Below are 12,537 nucleotides of genomic sequence, written 5' to 3' on the forward strand. Positions count from 1 at the left end.
CAGGATATTCAAATGACTCCATCCGCCCGGTTAAGTGCAGTAGTTGAACTGCTTGATATCAGTTTTAACAGCACCGGGCGGGCAGAGCAGTCTGTCGGTTCATATTTTCGCGCAAGGCGCTATGCGGGATCAAAGGATCGACGGTGGATTACTGAGCAGTTTTTTCAAATCCTGCGCCGGCTCGGTGAACTTGATTTTCTCCTCGAAGAACTGGATCTCGCGGTAAATTCTCGAAACCGGGCGATTCTTTCTCTGATGGTGTTTAATGCATTACCTTTGGCGGAGATAATAGCGGGTTATTTTACAGGAACGCATGCCCTGCAAGAGCCTGATGACGCGGACATCGCCAAATTTACGGGATATTCCTCACTTGATTTTAACAGAGAGCACCTACTGGCTCGTAAGAATTTTCCGCAATGGATGCTCACAAGGCTGGAGCGTGTATACGACTCAAAGCTTACCAGCATTGTGAAAGCTTATGCGGATCGGGCACCAGTCACTCTTCGGGTCAATCCGCTTAAGGCAGATCGTGATAGCGTTCTTGAAAAACTTGCAAAGCAGGACATCCCGTCGCAACCGACTGATATCTCACCGTTAGGTATTCGGTTGCAAAAGCCACAAAACCTAAGTGCTAATGCTCTTTATAAAGAGGGTTATCTGGAAATTCAGGATGAAGCTGCACAAATCTCCGCATTACTTGCTGGGGCCAAACCCGATAGCAAGGTCATAGATTATTGCGCTGGAGGGGGCGGCAAGTCGCTGGTTTTGGCGGCATCCATGGAAAATAGAGGCAAGCTCTATGCATTTGATATTAATTCGCGGCGTATGAAGGATATTGCCGAGCGATGTCAACGCGCCGGGATTGATATTGTTGAACAGTATGTGCTTTCCGAAGATAAACAGAACCAAGCGTCGATTGAGAAGTTGTTGGGTGCAGCAGATCTTGTTTATGTTGATGCACCCTGCACAGGATCCGGAACCTGGCGACGACAGCCCGAGCAGAAATGGATTTTGACTGAGGAACAGTTCAGTGACTATGTCACGCTACAGCGAACAATTTTAGCTGACGCCTCTCATTACGTGAAGGTAGGCGGACAACTGGTCTATGCCACTTGCTCCATATTCGCGGAAGAAAATGCTGAGCAGATAGATCTTTTTCTGTCTGAGCATTCGAATTTTGAACGAACTGATGTTTCCATGGTATGGCAAGGCGCAGGTTTGCAGCAGTATCCGATAGAAGGGCCGGACTTGCAAATTACGCCTGATCAGTTTGGCGCAGATGGATTTTATAGTGCGATTTTACGTCGCGTGTCCTGAGTGTTAATCAGGCAGGGGAATATAGTCTGCGTCATCCCCAGGAATTTTGGCAAAACGCCCTGCTTTCCAGTCTTCTTTCGCCTGTTCGATCCGCTCTTTGCGTGTTGAAACAAAATTCCAGTCCATGTACCGCTTTTCAATTGCTTCACCGCCAATCAGCACAACTTTACTTCCGGCTGTTGCCGTGAGGGTTATGTCCTCCTGATCAGAAAGAATGGCCATCGAATGTTGCTGAATTTCAGTGCCTCCTATTTGCGCTGAACCCGCAACTACATAAATTGCGCGCTCCTTCGCTGTGGGTAGTATTATTGTATTTTCCGCTTCGAACTGCGCTTCCAGATACAGCGTCTCAGCAAAGGTTATGACTGGCGATTTTACGCCAAATGCCTCACCCATCATGACCCTAATCTGTGTTGATTCTGCGTATAAGGTTGGTATGTCATTTGCGCTGTAGTGAAAAAAATCAGGAGGCATTTCTTCTTTGTCCCGCGGAAGGGCGAGCCAAAGCTGCAAACCATGCGCTCTATGGTGAGAGTTTTTTATTTCCGGGCGTTCACGTTCAGAATGAACAATTCCTGACCCGGAAGCCATCAGATTAATTTCACCAGGCCTTATGACCTGTGTGGTGCCCAGGGAATCCCGATGCAGCATTTCCCCCTCAAATAAATAGGTGACTGTAGCCAGTCCAATATGAGGGTGAGGTCTGACATTTACGCCGTCGCCAGGGTTAAAGTCGGCAGGCCCCATATGGTCGAAAAAGACCCAAGGACCGACTTTCCTGTGTTGCCGGCTGGGAAGAAGTCTTCTGACTGAAAACCCTCCAAGATCACGATCTCTACCTTGTAACAGAACTGAAATTGCAGAGCAGGAATTCAAAATACCGCATTCACTTTCAAGTTTTCCGGTTTCATTGCTCATTGAATTATCTCTCCTGCGGCTATTTTATTTCAGATAGGAGGTCTGATCCGTCTGTCCACTAAAATCCATAGCTGGAGCTAATCCTATAAACTTAGTGACTTGCGATACAGTATTTTTGATCCCATATAGAGTGAAAGACGTATACAGTTTAAACATAACTAATCTAAACGGGCGAGGTTGATCATGAAACTCAAGGGTCTGGCATTAGTACTTTATGCGATGGCCGCCACCCATTTTCTAAACGCTGAAATGGTGTTTGCAATGGGCAGCAGCTCTAGCCCGTCAGCTGTTGAAAAGGCTGCGGATCCAGATTTTGCAATGGGAAAGAAGCAAATCGACTCGAAAAATTGGGAAGGTGCAATCAGCTCATTCTCCAAAGTAGTTGCAAAAGACCCCAATAACGCTGACGCGTTTAATTACCTCGGCTATGCGGAGCGCAATGCCGGAAATTACAGTGCCGCTTTTGAAGCTTATAACAAGGCGCTTTCAATTGATCCGAATCATAAAGGGGCCAATGAATATATAGGGGAAGCCTATTTAAAAACTGATAATCTGGCGAAAGCAGAGGAACATCTGAAAAAGCTCGACGAAATCTGTACATTTGGCTGCGCAGAGTACACAATGCTGCAAAGAGCAATTGCTAAATATCGAGGCGCCAATAGCTAGCAGGGCATGAGAAGTGCCCGCTGATAAAGAAGCGTCAAAAAATGGCGAAATGGTGTAGAATCTGGCTGGACTTTAGCTATCGCTGCCGTTAAATACCGTCTATGAAAAATAGCATTCTGATCATCGACTTTGGAAGTCAGGTCACCCAGCTTATTGCGCGCCGCGTCCGTGAGGCTGGGGTGTACAGTGAAATCGTTCCTTTTAATACGGCTGCAGCGAAGCTGGACAGTTTCGATCCGAGCGGCATTATACTGTCGGGCGGGCCCGCGTCAGTTATTGGCGACGAAACGCCTCGGGCACCTGAACGCGTGTTTGAAATGGGGATTCCTGTCCTTGGCATTTGCTATGGTCAGCAAACCATGTGCGCACAGCTTGGCGGAAAGGTCGAAGCACCTGAGCATCGGGAGTTTGGCCGTGCCCAATTCAATATCGTAAAAGAATGCAGCCTGTTTGAAGGATTTTGGGAAGCGGGATCCAGCGATCAGGTTTGGATGAGCCACGGTGACTCTGTAACAGCGATCCCACAAGGGTTTGAAACGGTAGGGACTTCCAAAGGCGCCCCTTTTGCAGCCATTGCTGATGAAGAGAGGAAATTTTTTGGCGTTCAATTCCATCCTGAAGTTGTTCACACTCCAAAAGGTCATCTACTGATTTCGAATTTCGTCCATAAAATCTGCGGCCTTGCCGGTGATTGGACTATGGCAGCTTTTAAAGAGCAGTCCATTGCAGCTATCCGCGAGAAGGTTGGTGATGCAAAGGTAATCTGCGGACTTTCTGGCGGGGTGGACAGTTCAGTTGCAGCCGTATTGATTCATGAAGCAATTGGTGATCAGCTAACCTGCGTTTATGTTGACAACGGTTTGATGCGTAGCGGGGAATCTGAACAGGTCGTTAGTCTGTTTCGTGACCACTATAATATTCCACTCATTCATCGTGATGCATCAGAGCTTTTTTTGAGTGAACTTGAGGGTGTTTCTGATCCTGAAGTGAAGCGCAAGACAATTGGCCGAATTTTCATTGATGTGTTCGAAGAAGAAGCCAACAAAGTTGGCGGAGCAAAATTCCTGGCCCAAGGCACGCTTTATCCGGACGTCATTGAATCTGTATCCTTTTCCGGCGGCCCAAGTGTGACAATCAAATCTCATCATAATGTGGGCGGATTGCCAGAGCGTATGGACCTTGAACTGCTGGAGCCGTTCCGCGAGTTGTTCAAGGACGAGGTTCGGGCACTTGGCCGTGAACTTGGCATGTCAAAGGATCTGGTTGATCGGCATCCTTTCCCTGGGCCGGGGCTTGCAATTCGTGTGCCCGGAGAGCTCAGCCGGGAAAGGCTGGATATTTTGCGAAAAGCGGATGTGATCTATCTGGAAGAAATTCGCAATGCTGGTCTTTATGATGAAATATGGCAGGCTTTCGCTGTGTTGTTACCTGTACGCACAGTTGGTGTGATGGGGGACAACCGGACTTATGATTATGTTTGCGCCTTGCGGGCAGTGACATCAACAGATGGCATGACTGCTGATTACTACCCATTCTCCCATGACTTCTTGGGACATGTATCCACTCGAATTATCAACGAGGTGCAGGGCATAAATCGCGTCGTGTATGACACAACCTCCAAACCTCCTGGAACCATTGAGTGGGAGTAGGGTATCGATAAAGGCAATCAGCTGGAATTAATCTGCGCAGAGCAATTCAGCGGTTTCTTGCCCGTATTGATCCCATTAATGCTGCAAGGTTCGGAGCACGCTTTTCGAAGAATGAACGCGACACTCAAACTTATGTGTGAGGCAATTAAAATCTCTGAGCCCGTTATATCGTATTAATGACGGGTGTTTGGAAAATTATTCTGTTCCAGTTTTTCCGAGATTGAAGTTGCGATGTCATGCCAACCGAACTGTTGGGCTGCGTGAAAGGCGCGTTGCAATCCACATGTATCAATTAAATTCTGCGCGATTGCCTGTTTCTCTTTGCTCAATAAGGTGCTGGCCATAAGCTTACTCCCAGCTAAATACTTGCACTATTATGAAGTTTACCAACAACTTCTGAATTTAAGGTAAACATGAAGTGAGGCTAATTCCAGGGCAGAAATAAGGCAATTTAGTGATATTAGAAAACTTGCATTTAATTGTCGAATGTGGCATAATCCTCACTATCAATAATGGTCTGGATCAGGCGGAAAATAAGGGTTCCGCATTCCATCAACAACAAGCAGACCCTTATTGATCATAACGATGCCAAGGACGAAAACTGATCATTCTATTGGTTTCGCCGTTCGGATATTGGATGTTGATTATGGACGCCAGTTGCTTTGGCGCCTTGCTTTAAGAAAAACGATCTGTTTCCGAAATCATGAGGATTGGCACCGCGAGGATTAAATGGATAAATGACAGCAATGCATGGGTCTGTCATCTTCTTGAAAATCTTTTGCACGCCCCGGGGATAGCCCTTGGACGAAATTTATAGCGCCATAATTCCGAGTTTTCAGCACCTTGGTGGGGGCAAAGTCAATTTAGGCTGTTTTTCGGATATGGATCTGATCTACTGAAAATTGTCGAAATTTCCCCCAAATGCCGAATACAGGATCGCGGCCAGCATGCCGATGATGATCCATATGGCTATATTTCGAAACGCGGCTTTTGATCCGCCTGCCGGGTATAATATAAAAATCCGGGAGCAATCAGAAACAGAACCATAATTAACGCGACCAAATTCAAAATCTGACCTTCACTCATTGTTGAACTCCCAAATGGCATTTGATGACTGTAAATTTACCTTATTTAAGGTCAATTGCCTAATCGAGGCCACATTTTTGCACATATAAAACAACAGCGTTTGCGTTCCTATGACAGTCGGTTTATTTTATCCCGCAAATTCAAGCCAATCTGGAGTTATTCGTGTCCGATATTTTTAGTGAAGTAGATGAAGAAGTACGCAAGGAAAAGTCCCTTGAGCTCTGGAAAGCCTATGGAAAGTATATAATTGGCGCATCCGTTTTGATTGTTGGCGTCACAGCAGCAGTTGTCGGATGGAAAAACTACCAGCTTGGACAAGCTCAGACTCAGGGTGATCAATATTTCTCTGCGGCTCGCATGTTGCAAGAAGGAAAGTATGTTGAAGCTTCTGATGCTTTTGCAATGTTGGCGGGAGAAGGTTCTGAAAGCTATGCTGCCCTTGCGGCGTTAAGTCAGGCACGTGCATTGATCGCGGCGGGTAAAGGCGATGAAGCTGTTGCCGTTTATGATACTCTCGCAGCTAGTGAGGCCGCACCAGAGTTTACTGCTGCTGCCAAAATAATGGCCGGATATTATTTGATAGACAATGGGTCGGCTGATGATGTTCGCGCTCGTGTCTCCGATCTGGAAGGGGCCGGCAGCCTTTGGTCTGCTTCGGCGCAAGAGCTGTTGGCTCTAGCTGCGCTCAAGGATGGAAAGAAGGAAGAGGCAGCGGCGCTTCTCAAAGCTTTATCTACTGATGCAGCGGCACCACACGGCATTAAAAGCCGCGCGTTGCAGCTGTTAAGCACTTTGGGTAACTAGCGCAAACACTATTTTCACAGAAAAAACGGGCGGGGCAATAGCGTGATAAAAACAGCAGTTTTGATTGGTAAGCAGGTTGCTATGGCGGGATTGCTCGTTTCAATAGCTGGCTGCTCGTGGCTTCCTGACTGGTTGGGGGAGTCAGAAGCGCCGCCACTACCTGGTGAACGGATTTCAATTCTGGCGCTGGAACAAACGTTGGAGCCGGATGAAGAGCTCGCTGATGTAACAGTGCGCTTGCCCGCTCCCTATCAAAATGAAAATTGGCCACAGGCTGATGGCAACGCAAGTCACGCTTTGCACCATTTAATATTGGATGGTGAATTGCAGGAGCAATGGCGTATTGATATTGGCGAAGGCTCCAGTGATGAAGCCCGGCTGATGGCGAAGCCATTGTTGCAGATGGGCGCATTTTTGTTATGGATGCAGAAAGCCACGTTCGTGCTTTTAACGCCAAAACGGGCAAAAAAATCTGGGAAGTCAATCTGACACCGCGCGGTGAGGAATATGGCACAATCGGTGGTGGGCTCGCGATTGAATATGGGCGCCTTTTTGCTACTACTTCTTATGGGGATGTTTGGGCGCTTGATCCAGCCTCAGGCGCTATGTATTGGAAGCAGAGCCTGAAAGTCCCACTGCGCGCCGCGCCAACAGTTGCGGAAAATACCGTCTTTGCGGTTACTTATGATAGTCGTCTTTACGCCTTGGATGTCTTAAGCGGTGACATCAACTGGGATTTTGAAGGGGGACTGGAAGTAACAGGGTTGCTGGGAGCAGCAACACCTGCCGTAGATAACGGAATTGTGCTTGTCCCGTTTTCTTCAGGTGAACTTTATGCCCTTCGGACAGATAATGGAGAGCAGGCTTGGAGTGATCAGTTGCAGCGTAAACGCCGCTCCAGTTCTTTGACCTCACTGACCGATATTAACGGTAGCCCTGTCATTGACCGTGGGATAGCGATTGCGGCCAGTTTTTCCGGACATATGGTCGGGATTGATGTGCGCACAGGCGAGAGAAAGTGGGAACAGGAACTGGCCTCGCTGCAGACACCGTGGGTTGCCGGTGATTTCGTTTTTACCGTCACCACAGATGGCGAGCTGGTTTGCCTGACGAGACAAACGGGCAAAATCCGGTGGGTTCGGGCGCTTGGAAAATATGAGGATCCGGAAGATAAAACTGGCGTTATTGTCTGGTCAGGACCTATTTTGGCCAGTGATCGTTTGATTTTATTATCCAATTACGGTATTGGGGTGTCTGTTTCGCCTTACGACGGTACGATTTTGGGTAAAGTGGAGTTATCTGACTCTGCTTCTATGGCCCCAATCGTAGCCGGAGGCATGTTATTTATTTTGACGGACGATGCCGAACTAGTTGCGTATCGCTAATTACTCTTATGTCATTTACTGTTGCCATCATCGGGCGCCCGAATGTGGGTAAGTCCACTTTGTTTAATCGTCTCGTCGGAAAAAAGCTGGCACTTGTAGACGATACTCCCGGCGTGACGCGTGATCGCCGCGAAGGAGATGCGCGTATTGGCTCGCTCAAATTCAAAGTGATCGATACTGCCGGGCTTGAAGAAGCTTTTGATGATAGTCTCGAAGCACGGATGCGCCGACAGACGGAAGCTGCACTGGAAGAAGCTGACGTTATTTTAATGCTGTACGACGCTCGCATCGGAATTTCACCGATGGATCGGCATTTTGCCAGCTGGCTCCGGAAATCCACTGTGCCAGTTATTCTGGTTGCCAATAAATGCGAACGCAAGGATGCGTTGGCAGATTTAGGGGAGGCCTACGCCCTGGGTCTTGGCGATCCCCTTCCGCTTTCTGCTGAACATGGCGAGGGAATGGGCGAGCTTTTTGACCTTTTACTTCCCTATGAAAAAGAACAGGTAGAAGAAATCGCAGCCAAGGATCGACCTATCCAACTCGCTATTGTCGGACGTCCTAATGCAGGAAAATCAACATTAGTGAACAAGTTGATTGGTCAGGACAGGCTGCTAACAGGACCAGAGGCGGGTGTAACCCGTGATGCCATTGCCATCGAATGGGAATTTGAAGGGCAAAAAATCAAACTGGTGGATACAGCCGGGATTAGAAAACGGGCGCGAGTTCAGAAAAAACTGGAAAAGCTCTCAGTTGCGGACAGTCTGCGTGTTATCAAGCTCGCTGAAGTTGTTGTCCTTGTAATTGATGCTGATATTTCGTTTGAAAAACAGGACCTTACACTTGCATCTCATGTGATCAACGAGGGACGTGCTCTTGTTGTGGCGGTAAATAAATGGGACACGGTCAAGGATAAGAATGCCGTCTTGCAGCATATTCGTGACAAGCTCGAAATTTCTCTCCCACAGGTGAGGGGAGTTCCCGTTGTAACCTTATCCGCCTTGACAGGTAGAGGTCTTGAAAAGTTGATGCCAAGGGTTCTTAAGGTATATGAGCTTTGGAATACACGTATTTCAACGTCGCGCCTGAACAGGTGGTTAGAGCTGATGCTGGAGAAACATCCACCACCGATGGCAAAAGGGCGCCGCTTGAAGGTCCGTTATATGACTCAGGTGAAAGCGCGCCCACCAACCTTTTCCCTGTTTATGTCATCGCGGGGTGAATTGCCGGAAAGTTATATTCGGTACTTGATTAACGGTATTCGCGAAGATTTTGATATGCCGGCGGTGCCCATCAGGATTTCACCGCGCACAGGTAAAAACCCATATGTGGATGGTAAAAAATAATTGAGTGGGCTTGTTTGGTTGCAAGCCCACTTTTTTTATTAGCCGTTTCGCCTATTGAAAATATGCCAAACGATTTTTTCTTCGTTTATTTTTTCTACATTCAGATCAAGCATCTCTCTGTGGGAGCGTAAACAGCCGACCCAGAGTTCCTGCCAGCATGCGAACAGGAGTTGTCTCTCTTTGCCTTCCAACCCTTTTAAGATCCGAAGTCCGGTTTGTTCAAAACTAGCCTGATCCAAAGTGGCGTGATCAGTTGCAAAAACGTCATCGCCGAGCCCTATCATGACGTCCATAAGGAAGTTGCGGGCATCAATGCAATTGCCATCGGCCGCTTCCATAAATTGGGCAATCTTTGGATAATATTGCAATCCAATAAGGCGGGCGCTTAGTTGCCCGATTTCCAATGTGCTTTCTTCACCAATTACCTGAGAGAGTTCTGTAAGCCCGTTTCGAACATATTCCATCGCATAGTTGCGGTTGGCCTTGGCAAGGCGTTCCGCGCTCCAGTCACTTGCAGGGGGTGCGGGTTGGCTATCCGCATCGAACGGAGGAGGCAGCTCACCTTTTGAAAATTGCAGGCGTTCCTCGTCTTTCAGATCATGGTCATATTCTTTAAAATATCCGCAGAAGCCAAATTCACCTGTGACATCCTCTGACACACAGACATAGCCAAGTCTGGGGTTTTTGAGGGATATTCCGTTATGTGCATACCAGCCCCGCAGAAACCCTCTACCAACTCCGGGGGTGACCCCGCAGAGGGTAGGGCCGTCATACATCCAACGGGGATAGCGAAAACGAACCCATGCTTTCTTGGGGCTCTCCTCCATATATTCAACCGGAACACCTCCGATGGAATTGGAAATAACGTGGTAGCGGGCGCACGCCACAGCATCTGGAAGGCCACTCAGTCCCAGTTTTTCAAAGCTGCTCAGGAATTTGTCCAGATGCTGCCGATGAAAGAGGCGAAACATCCATTCCTCCATGGTTTTTTCCCCATGTCGGGTTGCAACCATTAACTGGAGTCCTAACAGATAGGCGTGATGAAGTTCTGCCTGCGCTTTTATGGCAGCTTGCTGGGGATTGGCCATTTTGTGATCCTTCCATTGTTGGAATGTTTTTATTTTATTTGGAAGTCCACAATACGCCTGAAAACTGGATGAGGGAATAAAAATCCCTCATCCCGCCTTTAACGGATAATTTCACCTGATTTGCTAAATTCCGGGCTCAGCGCGTCCAAAAACAACGCTGCCTGTTCATCCGCGGTTGCAAGTTTGGACTGATCTTCACCGGGATAGGCGGAAAGGCGCAGTTTAGTCGCAGTTGGTGTGGGTTCTATCAGGTTGACACACAGGTTTGATTTGGCCGTTTCGGCAGCATAGGTTCGGACCATTTCCTGCAAAGCCGCTTTTGAAGACGCATATCCCGCCCAAAATTGCTTGGCCATGTTAGCTTCTTTGGCGGTTACAAAAAGTGCACGGCCGTGTTCAGCATTACGCAAGAGCGGATCAAGAGCTCTTAGCAGGCGCCAATTGGCATGAAAGTTCAGTTTGAAGACATCTTCCCACAATTTTGGGTCATATTGATGAACCGGCGTAAGCTTTCCAAGCGTGGCGGCAGCGCCGACCAGAATATCCAATTTCTTCCACCGCTCATATAGTGGGGCGGCGAGGCTGTCGATCGCATTAAGTTCAAGCAAATCCAGGGGGACAAGCGTCGCCTGTCCGCCCAGTGCCTGAATTTCATCATCAACTTCTTCTAGGCCCCCAACCGAGCGGGCAACCAAAATCACATGTGCCCCTTCTTTTGCCAGAGCTTTGGCAACGGACGCACCGATACCACGGGAAGCACCTGTAATGAGAGCCGTTTTATTCTCAAATCTTTTCATTTTATATATCCGTTCAGGATCGTTCCGCGAGCAGCGTCAGTTCTTTTTCTGCGCCGCTGTCGTTATCCACCAGATCGATGGGATAATCACCTGTAAAACAGGCGTCACAATATTGGGGGAGCTCGGCATTCCTGCTCGTTTCACCCATCGCTTTATAGAGACCGTCAAGGGAGATGAAGCTCAGACTGTCAGCCCCTATGAATTTGCACATCGCATGCAAGTCATATTGCGCGGCGAGCAATTTCTGACGCGAAGGCGTGTCCACACCGTAAAAACACGAATGTGTTGTGGGGGGACTTGCGATGCGCATATGAACCTCTGTCGCTCCCGCTTCGCGAACCATTTGAACAATCTTGGTCGATGTTGTCCCGCGGACGATACTGTCATCCACCAGTACAACCCGTTTACCTTCAATCATTGCGCGGTTGGCATTATGTTTAAGTTTTACACCCAAATGGCGGATTTGGTCTGTAGGCTCGATAAAGGTACGACCCACATAGTGATTTCTGATAATCCCGAGCTCAAAGGGAACACCAGACTGTTCAGCATAACCGATCGCCGCAGGGGTTCCACTATCCGGAACTGGTATGACCGCATCCACATCAACCGGGTTTTCGATTGCCAGTTGGCGACCGATATCTTTGCGAACTTCATACACCGACCGGTTTTCCAAAACACTGTCAGGGCGAGCAAAATAAATATGTTCAAAAATACAGAAACGCGGTGCCGGTGGAGTGAAAGGATGACTTGATGACATCCCATTTTCATCGATGACAATGACTTCACCCGGTGCGACATCCCGAATGAATTCGGCGCCGATAATATCAAGCGCACAAGTTTCTGACGCCAGTATATAAGCATTGTCCAATTTCCCGAGGACAAGCGGCCGTACCCCGTGTGGATCGCGCATACCGACCATTTTTTTGCTGGTCAGCGCAACCAGTGAATATGCACCGGTTATTTTGTGCATTGCATCAACAATACGGTCTACAACCTTGATTTTCTTGCTGTTTGCAACGAGATGAATAATCACCTCCGTGTCCATGGTCGACTGGAATATGCTCCCTTCGAGACCAGTTGCTTGCGCAACGTAGCCGCATTGGTAAGGTTACCGTTATGGGCGACTGCAAGCCCGCCATTTGCCAGATCGGCAAAAATGGGCTGCACATTTCGAATAACAGTGCCGCCAGTGGTCGCATATCTGTTATGTCCGACAGCAGCGCTTCCTTTAAGACTATTGATAACCTCTTCTGAGGAAAAACTGTCACCGACTTTTCCCATGGCTTTGTGGCTATGGAAATGGCGTCCATCATGACTGACTATTCCCGCAGCTTCCTGGCCGCGGTGTTGCAGGGCGTGCAGGCCCAGCGCAGCCAGGGCCGCAGCCTCGTCATGACCATAGATGCCAAAAACACCGCATTCTTCGTGGAGTTTGTCATCATCAAAGGGGGTGGTGAAGAGGTCCATGTCTTGCTCAGTCA

The 12,537-nt window shown here is 48.3% G+C and carries 11 protein-coding genes and 1 pseudogene; 7 read left to right on the forward strand and 5 right to left on the reverse strand.

Annotation, left to right across the window (positions count from 1 at the left end; all coding sequences use genetic code 11):
- Positions 1 to 12: 12 nt before the first annotated feature.
- A complete protein-coding gene (locus tag JCM23214_RS22295; RefSeq protein ID WP_025898530.1) occupies positions 13 to 1,317 on the forward strand; it encodes an RsmB/NOP family class I SAM-dependent RNA methyltransferase in 1,305 nt (434 codons plus the stop codon).
- 3 nt (positions 1,318 to 1,320) lie between these two features.
- On the opposite strand, the gene JCM23214_RS08205 is transcribed toward JCM23214_RS22295, so the two are convergent.
- Complete coding sequence (locus tag JCM23214_RS08205) at positions 1,321 to 2,235, reverse strand: pirin family protein (protein ID WP_025898531.1); 915 nt, start codon at positions 2,233 to 2,235, stop codon at positions 1,321 to 1,323.
- Positions 2,236 to 2,418: 183 nt separating this feature from the next.
- Between JCM23214_RS08205 and JCM23214_RS08210 the strand changes: the two genes are divergently transcribed.
- Together JCM23214_RS08210 and guaA are read left to right on the forward strand one after the other, a co-directional pair.
- Positions 2,419 to 2,901, forward strand: coding sequence for a tetratricopeptide repeat protein (locus tag JCM23214_RS08210; RefSeq protein ID WP_025898532.1), 483 nt, complete (start codon positions 2,419 to 2,421; stop codon positions 2,899 to 2,901).
- A gap of 101 nt (positions 2,902 to 3,002) precedes the next feature.
- Positions 3,003 to 4,550, forward strand: a complete 1,548-nt coding sequence (gene guaA, locus JCM23214_RS08215; RefSeq protein ID WP_025898533.1) for a glutamine-hydrolyzing GMP synthase — start codon at positions 3,003 to 3,005, stop codon at positions 4,548 to 4,550.
- Between the two features lie 173 nt (positions 4,551 to 4,723).
- Here guaA and JCM23214_RS23450 read toward each other — a convergent pair whose 3' ends face one another.
- Positions 4,724 to 4,894: a hypothetical protein gene (locus JCM23214_RS23450; protein ID WP_159104320.1), complete on the reverse strand. Its 171-nt coding sequence runs from the start codon at positions 4,892 to 4,894 to the stop codon at positions 4,724 to 4,726.
- Positions 4,895 to 5,798: 904 nt separating this feature from the next.
- Between JCM23214_RS23450 and JCM23214_RS08230 the strand changes: the two genes are divergently transcribed.
- The 4 genes from JCM23214_RS08230 to der are packed head-to-tail and all read left to right on the forward strand — an operon-like array spanning position 5,799 to position 9,171.
- The gene (locus JCM23214_RS08230; RefSeq protein ID WP_025898534.1) at positions 5,799 to 6,440 is read left to right on the forward strand and encodes a tetratricopeptide repeat protein; all 642 of its coding nucleotides are present in this window, start codon (positions 5,799 to 5,801) and stop codon (positions 6,438 to 6,440) included.
- Positions 6,441 to 6,482: 42 nt separating this feature from the next.
- Positions 6,483 to 6,929, forward strand: coding sequence for a hypothetical protein (locus tag JCM23214_RS22300; protein ID WP_051548094.1), 447 nt, complete (start codon positions 6,483 to 6,485; stop codon positions 6,927 to 6,929).
- Positions 6,860 to 7,825: an outer membrane protein assembly factor BamB family protein gene (locus JCM23214_RS19745; protein WP_051548095.1), complete on the forward strand. Its 966-nt coding sequence runs from the start codon at positions 6,860 to 6,862 to the stop codon at positions 7,823 to 7,825. The genes JCM23214_RS22300 and JCM23214_RS19745 overlap by 70 nt, the downstream gene beginning before the upstream one ends.
- An 8-nt stretch (positions 7,826 to 7,833) precedes the next feature.
- On the forward strand, positions 7,834 to 9,171 hold the full coding sequence (gene der, locus JCM23214_RS08240) for a ribosome biogenesis GTPase Der (protein ID WP_025898535.1): 1,338 nt from the start codon (positions 7,834 to 7,836) through the stop codon (positions 9,169 to 9,171).
- Between the two features lie 38 nt (positions 9,172 to 9,209).
- On the opposite strand, the gene JCM23214_RS19750 is transcribed toward der, so the two are convergent.
- From JCM23214_RS19750 to purF, 3 genes and pseudogenes are all read right to left on the reverse strand, one after another.
- Positions 9,210 to 10,259 carry a hypothetical protein gene (locus JCM23214_RS19750; RefSeq protein ID WP_025898536.1) on the reverse strand — a complete coding sequence of 350 codons (1,050 nt, stop codon included), beginning with the start codon at positions 10,257 to 10,259 and terminating at the stop codon, positions 9,210 to 9,212.
- 98 nt (positions 10,260 to 10,357) lie between these two features.
- Complete coding sequence (locus JCM23214_RS19755; protein WP_037493177.1) at positions 10,358 to 11,056, reverse strand: SDR family NAD(P)-dependent oxidoreductase; 699 nt, start codon at positions 11,054 to 11,056, stop codon at positions 10,358 to 10,360.
- Between the two features lie 13 nt (positions 11,057 to 11,069).
- Positions 11,070 to 12,523, reverse strand: a pseudogene (gene purF, locus JCM23214_RS19760) (amidophosphoribosyltransferase).
- Positions 12,524 to 12,537: the final 14 nt, after the last annotated feature.

Origin of the sequence: Sneathiella glossodoripedis JCM 23214 (genome assembly GCF_000616095.1) — a bacterium.
GTDB classification, from domain to species: Bacteria; Pseudomonadota; Alphaproteobacteria; order Sneathiellales; family Sneathiellaceae; genus Sneathiella; species Sneathiella glossodoripedis.

Excerpts from the sequence above, each read along its gene's own strand:
- JCM23214_RS22295 (WP_025898530.1), top strand. The coding sequence starts at position 13 with ATGACTCCATCCGCCCGGTTAAGTGCAGTAGTTGAACTGCTTGATATC.
- JCM23214_RS08205 (WP_025898531.1), bottom strand. The coding sequence starts at position 2,235 with ATGAGCAATGAAACCGGAAAACTTGAAAGTGAATGCGGTATTTTGAAT.
- JCM23214_RS08210 (WP_025898532.1), top strand. The coding sequence starts at position 2,419 with ATGAAACTCAAGGGTCTGGCATTAGTACTTTATGCGATGGCCGCCACC.
- guaA (WP_025898533.1), top strand. The coding sequence starts at position 3,003 with ATGAAAAATAGCATTCTGATCATCGACTTTGGAAGTCAGGTCACCCAG.
- JCM23214_RS23450 (WP_159104320.1), bottom strand. The coding sequence starts at position 4,894 with ATGGCCAGCACCTTATTGAGCAAAGAGAAACAGGCAATCGCGCAGAAT.
- JCM23214_RS19745 (WP_051548095.1), top strand. The coding sequence starts at position 6,860 with ATGGATGCAGAAAGCCACGTTCGTGCTTTTAACGCCAAAACGGGCAAA.
- der (WP_025898535.1), top strand. The coding sequence starts at position 7,834 with ATGTCATTTACTGTTGCCATCATCGGGCGCCCGAATGTGGGTAAGTCC.
- JCM23214_RS19750 (WP_025898536.1), bottom strand. The coding sequence starts at position 10,259 with ATGGCCAATCCCCAGCAAGCTGCCATAAAAGCGCAGGCAGAACTTCAT.
- JCM23214_RS19755 (WP_037493177.1), bottom strand. The coding sequence starts at position 11,056 with ATGAAAAGATTTGAGAATAAAACGGCTCTCATTACAGGTGCTTCCCGT.